Source organism: Allobosea sp. (assembly GCF_035944895.1).
In the GTDB taxonomy this organism is placed as follows: Bacteria; Pseudomonadota; Alphaproteobacteria; order Rhizobiales; family Beijerinckiaceae; genus Allobosea.
In genome coordinates, this window is the sequence record NZ_DASZAT010000006.1 from 244441 (window position 1) to 260854 (window position 16414).

General features: G+C 66.0%; 14 protein-coding genes. 5 read left to right on the forward strand and 9 right to left on the reverse strand.

What is annotated here, in order from left to right; translation table 11 throughout:
* Positions 1 to 14: 14 nt before the first annotated feature.
* The 4 genes from proS to VGV58_RS09760 all read right to left on the reverse strand — a co-directional run bounded on the left by proS (position 15) and on the right by VGV58_RS09760 (position 4489).
* Positions 15 to 1358 (reverse strand): proline--tRNA ligase, encoded by a 1344-nt coding sequence (gene proS, locus VGV58_RS09745; protein ID WP_326873818.1) that lies wholly within the window; start codon positions 1356 to 1358, stop codon positions 15 to 17.
* 141 nt (positions 1359 to 1499) lie between these two features.
* Positions 1500 to 2000 (reverse strand): pantetheine-phosphate adenylyltransferase, encoded by a 501-nt coding sequence (gene coaD, locus VGV58_RS09750; protein WP_326873819.1) that lies wholly within the window; start codon positions 1998 to 2000, stop codon positions 1500 to 1502.
* A gap of 125 nt (positions 2001 to 2125) precedes the next feature.
* Entirely contained in the window at positions 2126 to 4231 is a 2106-nt protein-coding gene (locus VGV58_RS09755) for a methyl-accepting chemotaxis protein (RefSeq protein ID WP_326873820.1), read from the reverse strand.
* A 126-nt stretch (positions 4232 to 4357) separates the two neighbouring features.
* A complete protein-coding gene (locus VGV58_RS09760; RefSeq protein ID WP_326873821.1) occupies positions 4358 to 4489 on the reverse strand; it encodes a hypothetical protein in 132 nt (43 codons plus the stop codon).
* A gap of 359 nt (positions 4490 to 4848) precedes the next feature.
* Here VGV58_RS09760 and VGV58_RS09765 point away from each other — a divergent pair, with 359 nt between their 5' ends.
* Positions 4849 to 6714: an ABC-F family ATP-binding cassette domain-containing protein gene (locus VGV58_RS09765; protein ID WP_326873822.1), complete on the forward strand. Its 1866-nt coding sequence runs from the start codon at positions 4849 to 4851 to the stop codon at positions 6712 to 6714.
* A gap of 7 nt (positions 6715 to 6721) precedes the next feature.
* Here the strand turns inward: VGV58_RS09765 and VGV58_RS09770 are convergent, their stop codons facing one another.
* The 5 genes from VGV58_RS09770 to VGV58_RS09790 form a co-directional block, all read right to left on the reverse strand.
* Positions 6722 to 7141: a DUF2314 domain-containing protein gene (locus VGV58_RS09770; protein WP_326873823.1), complete on the reverse strand. Its 420-nt coding sequence runs from the start codon at positions 7139 to 7141 to the stop codon at positions 6722 to 6724.
* A gap of 216 nt (positions 7142 to 7357) precedes the next feature.
* Positions 7358 to 7825, reverse strand: a complete 468-nt coding sequence (locus VGV58_RS09775) for a nuclear transport factor 2 family protein (RefSeq protein WP_326873824.1) — start codon at positions 7823 to 7825, stop codon at positions 7358 to 7360.
* Between the two features lie 98 nt (positions 7826 to 7923).
* Positions 7924 to 8334 (reverse strand): hypothetical protein, encoded by a 411-nt coding sequence (locus tag VGV58_RS09780; protein ID WP_326873825.1) that lies wholly within the window; start codon positions 8332 to 8334, stop codon positions 7924 to 7926.
* Positions 8331 to 8783 carry a DNA polymerase III subunit chi gene (locus VGV58_RS09785; protein ID WP_326873826.1) on the reverse strand — a complete coding sequence of 151 codons (453 nt, stop codon included), beginning with the start codon at positions 8781 to 8783 and terminating at the stop codon, positions 8331 to 8333. The genes VGV58_RS09780 and VGV58_RS09785 overlap by 4 nt, the downstream gene beginning before the upstream one ends.
* A gap of 47 nt (positions 8784 to 8830) precedes the next feature.
* A complete protein-coding gene (locus VGV58_RS09790; RefSeq protein WP_326873827.1) occupies positions 8831 to 10324 on the reverse strand; it encodes a leucyl aminopeptidase in 1494 nt (497 codons plus the stop codon).
* 177 nt (positions 10325 to 10501) lie between these two features.
* On the opposite strand from VGV58_RS09790, the gene lptF reads away from it, so the two are divergent.
* The 4 genes from lptF to pdxA are packed head-to-tail and all read left to right on the forward strand — an operon-like array spanning position 10502 to position 16410.
* Positions 10502 to 11692, forward strand: a complete 1191-nt coding sequence (gene lptF / locus VGV58_RS09795; protein ID WP_326873828.1) for an LPS export ABC transporter permease LptF — start codon at positions 10502 to 10504, stop codon at positions 11690 to 11692.
* Positions 11692 to 12777, forward strand: coding sequence for an LPS export ABC transporter permease LptG (gene lptG, locus VGV58_RS09800; protein ID WP_326873829.1), 1086 nt, complete (start codon positions 11692 to 11694; stop codon positions 12775 to 12777). Before lptF ends, lptG begins: the two co-directional genes overlap by 1 nt.
* Before the next feature lie 36 nt (positions 12778 to 12813).
* Positions 12814 to 15387 carry an LPS-assembly protein LptD gene (locus VGV58_RS09805; protein ID WP_326873830.1) on the forward strand — a complete coding sequence of 858 codons (2574 nt, stop codon included), beginning with the start codon at positions 12814 to 12816 and terminating at the stop codon, positions 15385 to 15387.
* Positions 15388 to 15393: 6 nt separating this feature from the next.
* Positions 15394 to 16410 (forward strand): 4-hydroxythreonine-4-phosphate dehydrogenase PdxA, encoded by a 1017-nt coding sequence (gene pdxA / locus VGV58_RS09810; RefSeq protein WP_326873831.1) that lies wholly within the window; start codon positions 15394 to 15396, stop codon positions 16408 to 16410.
* Positions 16411 to 16414: the final 4 nt, after the last annotated feature.

Here is a 16414-nt window from a genome sequence, read left to right on the forward strand (position 1 = left end):
CCGCCCTCCTCCGCTCACGCGTTCGTCTCCGCGCCCTTGCCGGGGAAACGCGCCAGCGCCGCCTCGAGCGAGACCAGCTCGCGCTCGCCACCGGCGCGACGCTTCAGCTCGACCTTGCCCTCGGCCAGCCCCTTCGGGCCGACGATGATCTGCCAGGGGATGCCGATCAGGTCGGCGGTGGCGAACTTGCCACCCGGACGCTCATCGCGGTCGTCATAGACCATGTCGTAGCCCTTGGCGGCGAGGCCCTTGTAGAGCTGCTCGCAGGCGCCGTCGGTCGCGGCATCGCCTGTCTTGAGGTTGAGCACGGCGATGTCGAAGGGCGCGATCTCGTCGGGCCAGACGATGCCGCCCTCGTCATGGCTGGCCTCGATCAGCGCGGCGACGAGGCGGCTCGGGCCGATGCCGTAGGAGCCCATGTGGACCGGTACCAGCTGCCCGTCCGGACCCGTCACGGTCGCGCCCATCGGCTCGGAGTATTTGGTGCCGAAATAGAAGATGTGGCCGACCTCGATGCCGCGGGCAGACACCTGGCTTTCGGCAGGGATGGCCTCGAAATCCGCCTTCTCGTGCATTTCCTCGGTAGCGGCGTAGAGGCTCGTCCACTTGTCGACGATGCCCTGCAGGCCTTCGACGCTGTCGAAGTCGGTGTCGGCGGCCGGCGTCGCGAAGTCGAGATAGTCCTTGTGGCAGAAAACCTCGCTCTCGCCGGTCGAAGCGAGCACGATGAACTCATGCGAAAGATCGCCGCCGATCGGGCCGGTATCGGCGCGCATCGGGATTGCCTTCAGGCCGAGCCGGGCGAAGGTGCGCAGGTAAGCGGTGAACATACGGTTATAGGCGTGGCGGGCGCCGGCCTGGTCGAGATCGAAGGAATAGGCGTCCTTCATCAGGAACTCGCGGCCGCGCATCACGCCGAAGCGCGGGCGGACCTCGTCCCGGAACTTCCACTGGATGTGGTAGAGATTGAGCGGCAGGTCCTTGTAGGACTTGACGTAGGACCGGAAGATCTCGGTGACCATCTCCTCATTGGTCGGCCCGTAGAGCATCTCGCGGTCGTGCCGGTCCTTGATGCGCAGCATCTCCTTGCCATAGGCGTCGTAGCGCCCGCTTTCGCGCCAGAGATCGGCCGACTGGATGGTCGGCATCAGGATCTCGATGGCGCCAGCGCGATTCTGCTCCTCGCGGACCACTGCGCTGATCTTATTGAGCACGCGCAGGCCCAGCGGCAACCACGAATAGATCCCGGCCGATTGCTGGCGGATCATGCCGGCGCGCAGCATCAGCCGGTGGGAGACGATCTCCGCTTCCTTGGGCGTATCGCGCAGGATCGGCAGGAAATAGCGGGAGAGACGCATCGGAACACTCGTTGGAGGGCGGCGCGCCAGGACCGCGCACCGATTCAGATCAGTCCAGAGACACCATCGGCGTTTGCAAATTGCAAACGCTAATGCACATCGCCTTCAGGCAAATGCACATCGATGGCGTTTGCGCAGGCGTCAGCGCTTGGCGAACTTCGCCTTCAGCCTGTCGCTGACGAGAGGCGGAACGAAGGCGGAGACGTCGCCGCCCATCGCGGCGATCTGGCGCACCAGCGTCGCGGTGATGTGCCGGGCCTGCGGCGTCGAGGGCAGCAGCACGGTCTGCAGCTCGGGCGCCATGGTATGGTTCATGCCGGCGAGCTGCATTTCGAGGTCGAGATCAGTGCCGTCGCGCAGACCGCGCACCAGGATGGTGGCGCCGGCGCGCTTGGCCGCGTCGATCGTCAGGTCGGCGAAGGTCGTGACCTCGAGCTGCGTCTTGAACTGCGCCGCGACCGGGCCGGCGATGGCACGCAGCAGCTCCGCGCGCTCCTCGGCCGAGAAGATCGGCGTCTTGCCGGGATGGACGCCGATGGCGAGGACCAGTCTGTCGACCAGCCGGCAGGCGGCCTCGATCATGTCGAGATGGCCGTTGGTGACGGGGTCGAACGACCCGGCATAGAAGGCGGTGTGGCTCATGCCCTGAGCGTTAGCCAACGCAGGCCCGCGCGACAAGCCATAGAGCCGGATCGGACAAGGCTGTTTCAGCCTGGTCCGTGAATCCGTCTCTCATTTTGAAGTTTAGAGCCCGATAGAAGCGGGCTCTATGCGACCCGGAGCTCGCCGATGACGTGATCGACGCGGGCATTCAGCGCCTGGGCCAGCCCGGTCAGCTCGCTCGCCGCCTTGAGCACCGCGTCGGATGCGCCGGCGGTATTGCGCGAGGCGAGCGCAACCTGGCTGGTCGCCTGGCCGATCAGGACGATCTCCTGCGTCGCTGCGAGGACATCGGCAGCGATGGCGTGAGCTGCCTCGTGCTGGCGCTGCATGGTCTGGCTGGTGCGGCGTGTCGCCTCGTTTAGCTCCTGCACCAGCGCACGGATGCCGACGATGCCCTCGACAGTCGCAGCGGTCGCCTGGTTCATCGCCTCGATCTGGCGGGCAATGTCCTGCGTCGCATTGGCGGTCTGCGTCGCCAGCGACTTCACCTCATTGGCGACGACGGCGAAGCCCTTGCCGGCTTCGCCAGCGCGGGCCGCCTCGATCGTCGCGTTGAGCGCGAGCAGGTTGGTCTGGCCGGCAATGGCCGAGATCAGCCCGACCACTTCCGAGACCCGCGCCGCACCGTTGGAGAGGCCGTCGACGATCCGGCTGACCGAATCCGCGTGCTCGCGCGCCTGACCGGCCGTCGCATCCGAGGTGCGCACCTCGGATGCGAGCGCATCGACAGCGCCGAGCAGGTCCTGCGCCGCGCGCTCGATCGACTTGACGCTGCGGATCGCATTGCCGGTCGCGCCGTCGGTATCGGCGGCGCCGGCCTGGGTCTCGCGTGCGCCTTCCGCAAGCTGATGCGCCGTCGTGCCCAAGGTCTGCGCCGAGATGGAGACGGAGGCCGAGACGGTCCTGACCGATTCCTCGAGTTCGCCTGCCAGCTCGTTCAGCAAGGCGCGGCGGTGCTGCTCGGCGTCGGCAAGGCGAGTTCCCTGCTCGGCCTCCCGGCGCTGCGCCTCGCCGCGCAGGGTTTCGCGGATCATGTCGATCGACTTGGCGATGCCGCCGATCTCGTCCCGGCGTCCGGCTCCGGGAATCGCCTCCTCGGTCCGCCCCGCGGCGACGCCGGCAAGCCTGTCGGACAGCCGTGCGATCGGACGCGCCACCGACCAACCGAGCAGGATCGCGATGCCGAAGAGCGGCAGCAGCACCAGCAGGCCGGCCGAGACGACGGCACTCCGGATCGTGCCGACGACGGCGAAGGCGTTCGCCTCCGGCTCGGTCAGCCAGAGCAGCCAACGCCAATCGCCGATCACCACCTCCTGCCCGCTGGCGACAAGCGAGCGGCCGTCATGGCTGGCCATGCGGATGAGCGCATGCGCCGGCTGCCCGGCCAGTCGGCTGCGATCGAGTGTTTCGCGCGGTGAGGCGCCGTTGCGGCGGGCGGCCGGGTTGGAGCGCATGAAGCCGTCGGAGCCGACGACGAAGACCCGCTCGGCGCCGGAGCCGGCCGGGTTGAAGGCGAGCACGTCGTCGATCAGGCGCGTATCGACAGCGATGACGATGGTCCCGACCTGTTCGCCAGTGCCGGCTTCGGCATCGTAGAAGGGCGCCGCCAGGAAGGCGCGCGGATCGCCGCCGACCGGGTCGTAGGGCGCGAAGTCGAGCACCACCTGCTCTCCGGCCGCCTTGCCGCGCGCCTGCGCCACCGATTTCGCCAGGCCGGTGCCGGCAAGATCCTCGTCGCTCAGGAGGCGTCCGAATTCAGGACCCTTGGTGACGCTGTAGACCACCCTGCCCTTGCGCGAGATCAGGTAGATGTCGGCGTAGTTGAACTGCTTGAGCGCAGCCGCATAGGTCTCGTGGATCGCCACGTGCCGCCAGGAATAGCCGTGCTGGTGCTCGCGGCCGGTGCGGGCGACGCGCTCGGCCAGCGAAAGCGAGCCGTCACCCTGATAATAGCCGAGGATGCTGCGGTAATCGTGCGGGCCGAGCTCCAGCCATTTGCCGATCTCGTCGAGCGCCGAGACGGTGAAGGCGCTGCGGGCCTGGACGGCGAGTTCGGCACGCAATTGCGACCAGCGCCGCTCGATGGCGCGGACATGGCTTTCGGCGAGCGCATTCATGCGCTCGCGTACGGCGCCCTGCGCCCAGTTCGAGACGGCGAGATAGGCGGACGAGCCCACCGCCAAGGCGGCGAGCAGGGCCAGGGCCAGCATGGCAACCGGGAGCCTGATCCTTAGGCTGAACACGAATCAGGTCTCCGCCCGATGTCGACTGGATTCGAACAGCCAACACGAGCGCGGTTAACGTTGCTTGAAGCGCAGAATGCGCCGCAACGGCCCCTACAGGACGCCGGGCAGCGGCGCCAAGGCGGCGAGCGCGGCGGCGCTGCCGAGGACGAGAGCGAGCAGCGCGATGTTGGCGGCTGCGAGCGACACCCGGCGCGGGCGCCGGACCAGAGAACCAAACTGCATGGATCTTCTTTGCGAATCAGTGCGTTACCCTGCCCTGTGCATGCCGGGACCGCCTGGCGATGCCGTGGCGGAAACATGGAGAAACCATGGCCCTGCCCCAGGGGCACGGCAAAGCCGCTGCAGACCCGGTGCCGCGGTCCAATGTACGCACACCGTCATCCCGGACAAGCGGCGCAGGCACGCAGCTCTGGAATCTATCGTAGAGCGCAGTTCCCCACGATGGATTCCAGCACTCCGCTTCGCTGCGGCCGGAATGACGGGAATGAGTGACACGTCCCCCGATGGCGAACAGCTTCAGGAGGATTTTCGTACCTCCACCGTTTCCAGCGGCGGGCAAAGCGCGCTACACCCCGCTCGCCATGCTGACCCTCAACGACATCACCTATCGCCTCGGCGAGCGCCTGCTGCTCGACAAGGCCAGCGCCTTCCTGCCCACCGGCTCGCGCGTCGGCCTCGTCGGCCGCAACGGCACCGGCAAGACGACGCTGTTCCGCATCATCACCGGCGACCTTTCTCCGGAAGGCGGCAATGTCGCCTTGCCCAAGGGCATGCGCATCGGCGGGGTGGCGCAGGAGGCTCCCGGCGGCCCTGAAACGCTGATCGAGGTCGTGCTGGCCGCCGATACCGAGCGCGCCGCACTGATGAAGGAAGCGCAGAGCGCGACCGATCCGATGCGGATCGCCGAGATCGAGACACGGCTCGCCGATATCGGCGCCCACTCCGCCCCGGCGCGGGCCGCGACCGTGCTGTACGGGCTAGGCTTCGACGAGGAGGCGCAGCAGCGCCCCTGCTCCGATTTCTCCGGCGGCTGGCGCATGCGTGTCGCACTCGCCGCCGTTCTGTTCTCCGAGCCCGACCTCTTGCTCCTCGACGAGCCGACCAATTATCTCGATCTCGAAGGCACGCTCTGGCTCTACGACTATCTCGAGCGCTATCCGCATACGGTGCTGGTCGTCAGCCATGATCGCGAACTGCTCGACACCTGCGTCGACCACATCCTGCATCTCGACCAGGGCAAGCTGACGATCTATCGCGGCGGCTACAGCGACTTCGAGAAGCTCAGGGCCGAAAAGCAGGCCCATCTCGCCAAGGCACGCGAGAAGCAGGACGCCGAACGCAAGCACCTGCAATCCTTCGTCGACCGTTTCAAGGCCAAGGCCACCAAGGCGCGGCAGGCCCAGTCACGCGTCAAGCGGCTGGAGAAAATGCAGGAGATCGCGGTCATCCAGGACCGCGACGTCCAGCCGTTCAATTTTCCGGCGCCGGAGCGGCCGCTCTCGCCGCCGATGATCACGCTGGAAAGCGCCAGCGCCGGCTATGGCGAGCGCAAGGTGCTGCAGCGGCTCAACCTCTCGCTGGCGCCGGATGATCGCATCGCCCTGCTCGGCTCGAACGGCAACGGCAAGTCGACCTTCTGCAAGCTGATCGGCGGGCGGCTCGCGCCGCTCTCGGGCGAGATGCGGCGCTCCTCCAAGCTGGAGACCGCCTATTTCGCCCAGCACCAGCTCGATGAGCTGCGGATGGAGGACACACCCGTCGGCCATATCCGCGAGCTGATGCCGGATGTGCCGGAAGCGCGCGTCCGGGCGCGCACCGCGCAGATCGGCTTTCCCGCCAACAAGGCCGACACGCCGGTCAAGAACCTCTCCGGCGGCGAAAAGGCCCGGTTGATGCTCGGCATCGCCACCTTCGGGGGGCCGCACCTGCTCATCTTGGACGAGCCGACCAACCATCTCGACATCGACAGCCGCACCGCCCTCGTCAACGCGATCAACGACTATCCCGGCGCCGTGATCCTGGTCAGCCACGATCGCTTCCTGATCGAGGCCTGCGCCGACCGGCTCTGGCTGGTCGGGGACGGCACGGTGAAGAGCTTCGATGGCGACATGGACGACTATCGCGACTTCGTGCTCGGCCGCGACAAGCCGACCCAGCGCGGCAAGTCCGATACCGAAGCCGCAGGCAAGGCCGAGGAGCGCAAGGGCGCGGCGGCAAAGCGCCAGGCGCAGGGACCGCTCAAGCAGAAGCTCAATCTTGCCGAAGCGCGCATCGCCAAGCTGACGGGGCTGATCGAAAAGGTCGATGGCGCGCTCGCCAACGGCGCCTTCTCCCGCGAGCCGGAAAAGGCGCTGCAGCTCTCTCGCCAGCGCGGCGAACTGACCGAGGCGCTGGCTGCCGCCGAAGAGGAATGGCTGACGCTGAGCGAGGAGCTGGAGAGCGCCTGACGCGCTCTCAGGGCAGCGGCGCGAGCTTGAGGCCGAGTTCCCTGACTTGTGTCGGGGTAAGCTTCTTGATCGCGACGCGGGTGGTGTAGCTGCCGTACATCTGACCGCCCGACATGTAGTTCCAGTCGCTGACCATCGCGCTGCCAGCCCGGTAGCCATCGCCCCGGTTCAGATTGTCGAGATGGACGGGATCGTTGGCGATCCTGCCGATGAAGACATCGCCTTCGATGGCGGTCAGGTTCATCCAGATGTGCTCGCGTCCGCGATCATAGGGAATCGCGACCTTCACGGCGTGACGTTCGCCCTGGCCGCTGCGATAGAGCGCGACGAAATCCGGCAGCGTCTTGCGGGCCTGCGCGATCGCGCGGTTCATCTCGCGGTCGGAGGAACGGAAATCGACCACCTGCGCCGCGGCGGGCAAGGCCATGAGCGCGGCGCCCAAAAGCCCAAGGCCACCCGATACCGCCTGCCTTCGCCGTTGAACCTGCATCTCGACACTCCTGCCTCTGCGCCTTCGGCCAGCCCGATCAATTCATAAACGAGCCAATCGATCGAACGGTTGCCTTGGTCGGGTCAGAGATGGATTCCTCGCTCGGCCGAGGATCTGGAGAGCACCGAAGCGCTCTCCAGCTTCGTCAGCCGGTCACTTGACGGGCTTCAACGCCGAATCCCAGTGCTCGACGATCTTGCCGTCTTTGACGCGGAAGAGGTCGAACCAGTAGCTGTCATAGGTCTTGCTCGCATCGGCCGGATCGGGGCGCGGACGACGCATCATCAACTGGACGAGATCGCCTTCAGCCAGAACGGCGGCAAACTGGGTCTCGACCACGTTCCCAGCCGGCTTTGGAGCCGGCCACAGCTTGGAAAAATAGTCGGTGAACCCTTTCAACCCGCTCGCGACGTTGGGATTGTGCTGGATATAGTCCTCGGACAGGTAGTCCTTGGCTTTCGCCCAGTCCTGCGCGTCGAAGACGTTGCGCCAGAACCCAAGCACCAGCGCCTTGTTTGCCGCCGTCTCCGTTGCAGTTGGCTGAGCGGCGACTGGCGTGACAAACGCGACCGCAAGCGCCATGAGGGCGATGCGGTTCCAACGGGCGAGCGATGCGAGCATCGGCGATCCATCCTTGCACATGAAGCAGATGGGATCACTTACCGGAGCTCAGCGCACCCAAGCATTCACAAGCTGGCGAGCACCTGTCTTGTCGCGTATCAGCCCTGCTGCTCGGGCTGGCCCGGCTTGACGATCCGGCTCAGACGGTTGTCGGTGAACATGTAGATCTCGCGATTGCCCGGCTCGGAATAGAGCACCTGAACCTCGCGCTGGCCCCGGCCATTGTCGCCAATCAGCACGTCGGTCGGCCGCTTGTTCTTCAGCCTGACGAGCTCGCATTCGGTGATGCCGACCGCAATCTCCTTCGGCAGCGGGCGCGTCGAAGGGTCGAGCGAGACGTCGGCGCTGCAGTCTCCTTCCGGCGTCAGCATCGCCTCCTGCGTCGAGACGCGCGCCGAAGCGCTGCTGGTGCGGGTGCCGCGCTCGTCGGAGACGAAGGAAAACCCACCCATGTCGACGGAACAGCCGGCGAGCGCGGCCGCCAGAGCGAGGGCAACAGGAACTTTCACGCTTTCTTCTCCCAGCGGCCGGTCTCGTCCTGCTGCCAATAGGTGGCGGCGATGCCGAGCGTCCGCAGCTTTTTCCAGTCTTCACGGGCCGAGGCGAGCGCATCGGGATCGTCGCCATCGAACATCAGGATGACGCGCTCGTAAGCGTCCAATGCGTCGGGAATGCGAACGCCGTCAACGCAGAAGCGCACCTGGGCACCGTTCGGATTGTCGGAATTCGTGGTGAGCACGATCGGATTGGCGGCCGCGTCCGGCTCGGCCGCCGTCGCATGCGGCAGGAAGGATTCGTCCGCATAGGTCCAGAGCCGATCGTCGAGCCCAGCCAGGCGCTCGCGGCTCGACAATTCGACGACTGCCTTCCAGCCGCGGGCGAGCGAACGCTCGAGCAGGGTCGGAAGGACCTGTTCGAGCGGACGTCCCAGCAGGTGGTAGAACAGGACTTCGGCCATAACTTAAGCCAGTTCAGTTCCTTGTGCGATTCGGCTGATAGACCGAATCAGCTTTCGTAGTGGTCCGCCACCAGCCGGTCGAGCAGGCGCACGCCCCAGCCCGAGCCCCAGGAGCGGTTGGTCTCGCTGTTCGGCGAGCCCATGCCGGTACCGGCGATATCGAGATGCGCCCAGGGCGTGTCGTTGACATGGCGCTGCAGGAACTGCGCAGCGGTGATCGAGCCGCCATGGCGGCCGGCCGAGTTCTTCATGTCGGCGAACCGGGAATCGATCATCTTGTCGTAAGCCGCCGAGAGAGGCATGCGCCAGACGGTTTCGCCGGTTGCCTTGCCGGCAGCGAAGAGCCGCTCCGACAATTCGTCGCTATTGGAGAACAGGCCGGCGTTTTCCTGCGCCAGCGCGACCAGGATCGCGCCGGTCAACGTCGCCAGATTGACCATGAAGACCGGCTTGAAGCGCTCCTGCGTGTACCAGAGCACGTCGGCGAGGACGAGCCGACCCTCGGCGTCGGTGTTGATGATCTCGATGGTCTGCCCGGAGAGCGAGGTGACGATGTCGCCAGGCCGCTGGGCCTTGCCGTCCGGCATGTTCTCGACCAGGCCGATCACGCCGACGGCGTTGACCCTGGCCTTGCGAGCGGCGAGTGCCTGCATCAGTCCGGTGACGCAGGCGGCGCCGGCCATGTCGCCCTTCATGTCCTCCATGCCGCCAGCCGGCTTGATCGAGATGCCGCCGGTGTCGAAGGTCACGCCCTTGCCGACGAAGGCGACCGGCTTGTCGCCCTTGGCGCCGCCGTTCCAGCGCATCACCACGACGCGGCTCTCGCGATGCGAGCCCTGGCCGACGCCGAGCAGCGCCCGCATGCCGATCTTCTTCAATTCCTTCTCGTCGAGGACCTCGACCTCGACGCCGAGCTTGTCGAGCTTGGCGGCGCGCTCGGCGAACTCCTCGGGGAAGAGCACGTTCGGCGGCTCGTTCACGAGATCGCGAGCGAGCTCGACGCCGCCGGCGATCGCTTCGCGCGCCTTCAGCGCCTTCTTGACCGCGGCCGGGTCCTCGGCGCGGAGCGTCACGGTCTTCGGCTCGGACTGGTCCTTGTCGCGGCTCTTGGTCTTGTAGCGGTCGAAGGCATAGCTCCGGAGGCGAAGGCCGAGCCCGATCTCGGCAATCTCGGCGGCGGTGAGCTCGCCCTCAGGCAATGCGGCGATGACGTCGACGCTGCGGCCATGGCCGAGGCGGCCGGCGATGGCACCGCCAAGCGCGGCGAAATCGAGCTTGTCGCGCTCCGATTCCGGCCCGGTCCCGATCAGGATCAGACGCTCATAGCCTGCATCTTCCGGCGCGAGCAGCGTCAGCCCGGACAACGCCTTGCCCTTGAAGCGTTCCGCGGCAGCGGCGCGCGCGATCAGGGCATGGGCACCCGATCCGATCCAATCCTCGGCCACCTTCGGCGGCGCCAGCCTGTCCGAGACGAGGAGGACCAGATCCCCCCCGGCAATGGCGTTCAGGGCTTTGACCTCAAGCTTCAGGCGCTGCGACATCGACGGCTCACGGGTTGCGGGAGAAAGACCAGCGGGGACGCCAGCCCGGGAAGGCCAGCAAAGGCCACAAACGATTCCCGTTTGCGCCATGATCGAAGCTATACCATAGGGAGTTCGAGGCGAGCCGTCCAAGGGAGCGCCTTCTTCAAGGATGCAGGCCTCGGGATCGTCACCCTCGTGCGTTTTGGACTTCTCGACCGCTACATCCTGAAGATCGCCGCCGGCGCGGCGGTGATTCTGCTCGTCGGCCTGACCAGCGTCATCTGGGTGACGCAGGCACTGCGCGAGGTCGACCTGATCACCGGCAAGGGCCAGACGATCCTGATCTTCTTCACGGTCACGCTGCTGTCGTTGCCGGCGCTGATCGCCGGCATCGCCCCGGTCGCGCTGTTCATGGCGACGCTCTACACGCTCAACAAGCTCAACAGCGATTCCGAGCTGATCGTGATGAACGCGGCCGGAGTCGCGCCACATCGGCTGACGCGCCCCTTCTTCGCGCTGACATTGATCACCGCCGTGCTGGTGGGCTGGATGTCGCTCGTGGTGATGCCCGCCGGATTCCGGGCGCTGCGCGACCTGATCACGCTGATCCGCGCCGACTTCGTCGCCAACGTGGTCAAGGAAGGCCAGTTCGTCTCGCTCGATTCCGGTGTCACCTTCCATTATCGCGAAAAGCAGGGGCAGGCTCTGCTCGGCATCTTCATGCAGGACCGGCGCGACCCGAACCAGCCTGCCGTCTACATTGCCGAGCGCGGCCAGTCGGCCGAGGCTGACGGCAACAGCTTCCTGATGCTGGAGAAAGGCACGATCCAGCGCGAGAGCCGCAACCAGAATTCGAGCTCGATCATCTCGTTCGAGCGCTATGCGCTCAATCTCTCCGCCCTGACGGGCGACGCTGACGGGTCCGGCGGCGAGGATGGCGCCAGGGTGATCTACAAGCCGCGCGAGCGGACGACCTGGGCGCTGCTCACACAGGACAAGAACGAGCCCTACTACAAGATCCAGGAAGGGCGGTTCCGGGCCGAATTGCACAATCGCCTATCGGCACCGCTCTACCCGATCGCCTTCATGCTGGTCGCCTTCGCCATTCTCGGCGAAGCCCGCACGACCCGGCAGGGGCGCGCCGCCGCGATCCAGATCGCCATCTTCCTGGTCGGTGCCATCAGGATCGGCGCCTACGCCGCCTGGACCGCCAGCGTGCGCTCTCCCATCGCCGCCGCCCTGCTCTACATCCTGCCGCTCGGCACGATCCTGCTGGCGGCCCTGGCGATCGGCTTCGGCTCGCGGACCCGCGTCTTCATCGACCGGCTGACCGAGCCGCTGATCGCGCCCTTCCTGGCCCTCGCGGCCCGTTTCCGGCGCGCCTGATGCTGCTGTTCCAGACCTTCGGCCGCTATCTGACGCAGCGCTTCCTGCGCGCGATCCTCAGCGTGTTCGGCACCTTCTTCTTCCTGATCGCGACGCTCGACTTCGTCGAGCTGATGCGCCGCGCCGGCGATTCCCCGACCGCGACGACGCCCAGCATCATCCAGCTCGCGCTCTACCGCGCGCCCTCCGTCGCCGAGCAGATCTTCCCGTTTGCAGTGCTGTTCGGGGGGATGTTCGCCCTGCTCAACCTCAGCCGGAAGCTCGAGCTGGTGGTCGCCCGCTCGGTCGGCATCTCCGCCTGGCAGTTCCTGCAGCCGGCGGCCCTGGTCGCCGGATTGGTCGGACTGGTCTCGATCGGCATCTACAACCCGATCGCCGCCGAGCTGAAACAGCGCGCCACGGCGCTCGAGGTCTCGCTCTTCGCCAAAACCGGGCAGGTCGTCGGCAAGGAGATCTGGATTCGCCAGCGCGGCGTCGACGGCCAGGCGATCATCCGGGCAGCCGCGGCACTGGATGGAGGCACCGGGCTCGCCCAGGTAGCCTTCTTCGTCTTCTCGCCCGATGGCGGCTTCAGAGAGCGCATCGAGGCGAAGCAAGCCGTGCTCTATCGCGGCTATTGGGAATTGTCGGAGGCGCGTGTCACCTCGGCCACGGAAGAGCCACAGACGTACCAGACATACCTCGTCGCGACGACGCTGGAGCCCGACCAGGTGCGACAAAGTTTCACCCCACCCGACTCGGTCGGGTTCTGGTCGATGCCGGCCGTGCTCGATCGGACCCAGAAGGCCGGGCTCGATACGACGCGCTACGAGCTGCGTTACGAATCCCTCAAGGCACGGCCGCTGCTTCTGATCGCCATGATCCTGGTAGCAGCATCCGTTTCCTTAAGATTTTTCCGGTTTGGTGGTGTGACCAGATTGGTGGTAGGTGGCGTCGCTGCCGGGTTCATGCTCTATGTTGCGACGCAGTTATCTGAGGAGCTGGGCTCATCGGGGATCGTCAACGCCTCGGTGGCCGCTTGGCTGCCCGCGGTCGTGGGCACGCTACTCGGTGCGCTTGCCCTCCTCCATCAGGAAGATGGCTGAGAATACGGTGGCTATGGTTAATTTTGGATTGAGTTCATGGCTTCCGGCGTAAGACGCATCAGGCGCCTTGCGGCTGCGACCGCGCTGGTGACGACGCTCGCCCCGGTCCTCGGCTGGGCCAGCCTTGCCTATGCTCAGGCCCCGGCCGGCAGCAAGCCCGGGGAGCGCATGGTCGTCGATGCGCGCGAGCTCGTCTATGACAAGGACAACAACACCGTTTCCGCGGTCGGCGATGTCCAGATTCTCTACCAGGGCCGCACGATCGAGGCCGACCGCGTCGTCTACGACCGCCAGAGCAAGCGCGTTGTCGCGACCGGAAACGCCCGCATCACCGAATCCAATGGCACGGTGATCACCGGCGATCGCTTCAACCTGACCGACGATTTCCGCGACGGCTTCATCGACTCGCTGCGCGTCGTGAATACCGATAAGACCCGCTTCTCGGCGCCGCGCGCCGAGCGCACCGACGGCGAGGTCTTCGTCTTCGACAAAGGCATCTACACGGCCTGCGAGCCTTGCGTGGACCAGCCCGAGCGCCCGCCATTCTGGCAGGTGCGCGCGGCCCGGATCATCCACAAGAAGTCCGAGCAGATGATCTACTACGAGGATGCCCGGATCGAGTTCGCCGGCGTCCCGATCGCCTACATCCCCTACATGTCGGGACCGGACGCGACCGTTAAGCGCAAGACCGGCTTCCTCGCGCCGAAATTCATCAACACCGGGGCGCTCGGCTACGGCGTCGGTCTGCCCTATTTCATCAATCTGGCGCCGAACTACGATTTGACGCTGACGCCGACCTACTTGTCGCGCCAGGGCTTTCTCGGCCAGGCCGAGTGGCGGCATCGCTTCGTCAACGGCTCGTACAACATCCGCGCTGCCGGAATCTTCCAGCAGGACAAGGACGCCTACCTCAAAAGCCCGCTCGGGGCTGGCGACGACACATTCCGCGGCTCGCTCGAGACCTCCGGCAAGGTGTTCCTCAACCCGCGCTGGACCTTCAGCTGGGATGTCGCCGGCGCGACCGATCGCTATTTCTTCAAGAACTACCGGATCCGCAGCGAGAGCCTCACCACCACGAGCTATCTGCAGGAATCGACCTCGACAGTCTCGCTCAACGGCCAGAGCAAGGATGCCTGGTTCGACATGCGCGGCTACTATTTCCAGCCTCTGACCTATTACGATTGGCAGAAGCAGCAGCCGGTCGTCGCGCCGGTCGTCGATTACAACAAGCAGATCCACAAGCCGTCGATGATCGGCGGCGAGCTGTCGTTCACCGTCAACCTCACGAGCCTGACCCGTGAGGCGGCCTCCTTCAAAGCGCTGACGCCGAGCAATCAAAGCTATCTGATCACCAGTCCCGGAAACGCCAGCACGGGACAGATCGGTTATTCCCTGTTCGACGGATGCGTCGTCTATCAGAAAGGCAAGTGCCTGGTGACCGGCTTGGCCGGCTCGATCTCCCGAGCGACCGCCGAGGTCGACTGGCGGCGCAACATCGTCGATCCGATCGGGCAAGTCTGGACGCCCTACGCCTCGCTCAGGGCCGACCTGTTCTCGATCAATCCGAACACGACGAAATACGCCAACGCCAACGTCACCACGATCGCCGACGCCTCGGACGAGGTGTTCGGCCGCGCAATGCCGGCCATCGGCCTGATGTATCGCTTCCCCTTCATCGCCTCGACCTCCTGGGGCACGCATATCCTCGAGCCGGTCGCACAGGTCGTCGCCCGGCCGAACGAGACCAACAGCCTGCGCGTCGCCAACGAAGATTCGCAGAGCCTGGTCTTCGACGACACCAACCTGTTCGAGTGGAACAAATTCTCCGGCTTCGACCGGGTCGAAGGCGGCAGCCGCGCCAATGTCGGCCTGCGCTACAGCGGTACCTTCGGCACCGATTCATACGCCAATCTGCTGGTCGGACAGTCCTATCACCTGGGCGGCCGCAACTCCTATGCCAGCGGCGACCTCGTCAATACCGGCCTCAATTCGGGACTGGACACCCGCCGTTCCGACTATGTCGCCAAGGCGCAATACCAGCCCTTCAAGGGCCTGCTGCTCCAGGCTGGCGGGCGCTTCAACGAGTCGAATTTCGAAGCACAGCGCATCGATGCCGCAGCCACATTCAGCCACAAGTTCCTGTCGACCTCGGTCGCTTATGGCCGCTACGAGCCGCAACCGGATCTGGGCATCACCCGCCGTCGCGAAGGCCTGAGCATCACCCAGTCCGTCTCCTTCGCCCAGTACTGGAGCGTGCGCGGCAGCGTTCTGTTCGATCTCGACAAGTACAAATACGACCGCGAGCGCTACCGCGACGCCCTGGCGCTCTATCAGTCGAATCCCGCTGCGTACTCCAATCCGATCTACCCGAACACAGGCCCGTTCCAGACGGCCTCGACGTCGGTGGGGCTGCGCTATCAGGACGAGTGCACGATCTTCGACGTCTCGTACATCCAGTCCTACGCCGATCGCGCGGTCAACGGCGCGCGGACGAACGACACGCGGACCGTCATGTTCCGCCTGGAACTGCGCACGCTCGGCGAGATCAGCTACTCGCAGAATCTCGGCTCGGGCAGCGCGGGTGACGGCGTCTCCTCCAGCGGCCGCTGAGCGCAGTTGCGCCAGTTGCTTGCCCTGACGCAAGGCGATCCGGCGGGGATCGGACCCGAGCTCGCGCTTGCCGTCTGGCGGCAGCGCGAGCAGCGGGGCATTCCGCCCTTCGCCTATCTCGGCGACAGCGCGACACTTTCGGTATTGGCGGAACGGCTGGGGTTGCCGGTTCCGCTGCGCAGCGTCAGCTGGGACGAGGCAGAGGCCTGTTTCGACACTGCCTTCCCCGTGATCGAGCTCGAGCATCGCCCGCCGGCGCAGTCGGGCCAGCCCGACCCTGCCAATGCGGCGAGCGTCATCGAAGCGATCGAGCGCGGGGTCGAAGCCGTCGAGACCGGCAAGGCCGCCGCCCTCGTCACCAATCCAATCGCCAAGAGCGTGCTCTACGCCGCCGGCTTTCAGTATCCGGGCCATACCGAATTCCTGGCCGAACTCGCCGGCCGCGGGCGCGAAGCGACACCACGGCCTGTGATGATGATCTGGTCGGAGGAGCTCGCGGTCATCCCGGTCACCATCCATATCCCGCTGGAGGCGGTGCCGGAGCAGCTGACGACCGAGCTGATCGTCGAGACAGGCCGGATCGCCGCCGCCGACCTCAAGCGCCGCTTCGGTGTCGCACGCCCGCGGCTGGCGCTCTGCGGCCTCAACCCGCATGCCGGCGAAGGCGGCGCGCTCGGCAAGGAGGATGCGGCTGTGATCGCGCCGGCGATCGACCGATTGCGAGCGCTCGGCATCGAGGCGAACGGACCTTATCCCGCCGACACCCTGTTCCATGCCCGCGCGCGAACCGGCTACGATGTGGCGCTCGGCATGTATCACGACCAGGCGCTGATCCCGATCAAGACCATCGCCTTCGACGACGGCGTCAACGTCACGCTCGGCCTGCCCTTCATCCGGACCTCCCCGGACCATGGCACTGCCTTCGACATCGCCGGCAAGGGCATCGCGCGGCCGGACAGCCTTTGCGCCGCGCTGCGGCTCGCCGCCCGCATGGCTGCAGCCGAGCGCGGAGCAGCGGCATGAGCAG

Bases quoted from the DNA above. Each gene is read 5' to 3' on its own strand.
- proS (WP_326873818.1), bottom strand. From the start codon at position 1,358: ATGCGTCTCTCCCGCTATTTCCTGCCGATCCTGCGCGATACGCCCAAG.
- coaD (WP_326873819.1), bottom strand. From the start codon at position 2,000: ATGAGCCACACCGCCTTCTATGCCGGGTCGTTCGACCCCGTCACCAAC.
- VGV58_RS09755 (WP_326873820.1), bottom strand. From the start codon at position 4,231: ATGCTGGCCCTGGCCCTGCTCGCCGCCTTGGCGGTGGGCTCGTCCGCC.
- VGV58_RS09760 (WP_326873821.1), bottom strand. From the start codon at position 4,489: ATGCAGTTTGGTTCTCTGGTCCGGCGCCCGCGCCGGGTGTCGCTCGCA.
- VGV58_RS09765 (WP_326873822.1), top strand. From the start codon at position 4,849: ATGCTGACCCTCAACGACATCACCTATCGCCTCGGCGAGCGCCTGCTG.
- VGV58_RS09770 (WP_326873823.1), bottom strand. From the start codon at position 7,141: ATGGCCTTGCCCGCCGCGGCGCAGGTGGTCGATTTCCGTTCCTCCGAC.
- VGV58_RS09775 (WP_326873824.1), bottom strand. From the start codon at position 7,825: ATGCTCGCATCGCTCGCCCGTTGGAACCGCATCGCCCTCATGGCGCTT.
- VGV58_RS09785 (WP_326873826.1), bottom strand. From the start codon at position 8,783: ATGGCCGAAGTCCTGTTCTACCACCTGCTGGGACGTCCGCTCGAACAG.
- VGV58_RS09790 (WP_326873827.1), bottom strand. From the start codon at position 10,324: ATGTCGCAGCGCCTGAAGCTTGAGGTCAAAGCCCTGAACGCCATTGCC.
- lptG (WP_326873829.1), top strand. From the start codon at position 11,692: ATGCTGCTGTTCCAGACCTTCGGCCGCTATCTGACGCAGCGCTTCCTG.
- VGV58_RS09805 (WP_326873830.1), top strand. From the start codon at position 12,814: ATGGCTTCCGGCGTAAGACGCATCAGGCGCCTTGCGGCTGCGACCGCG.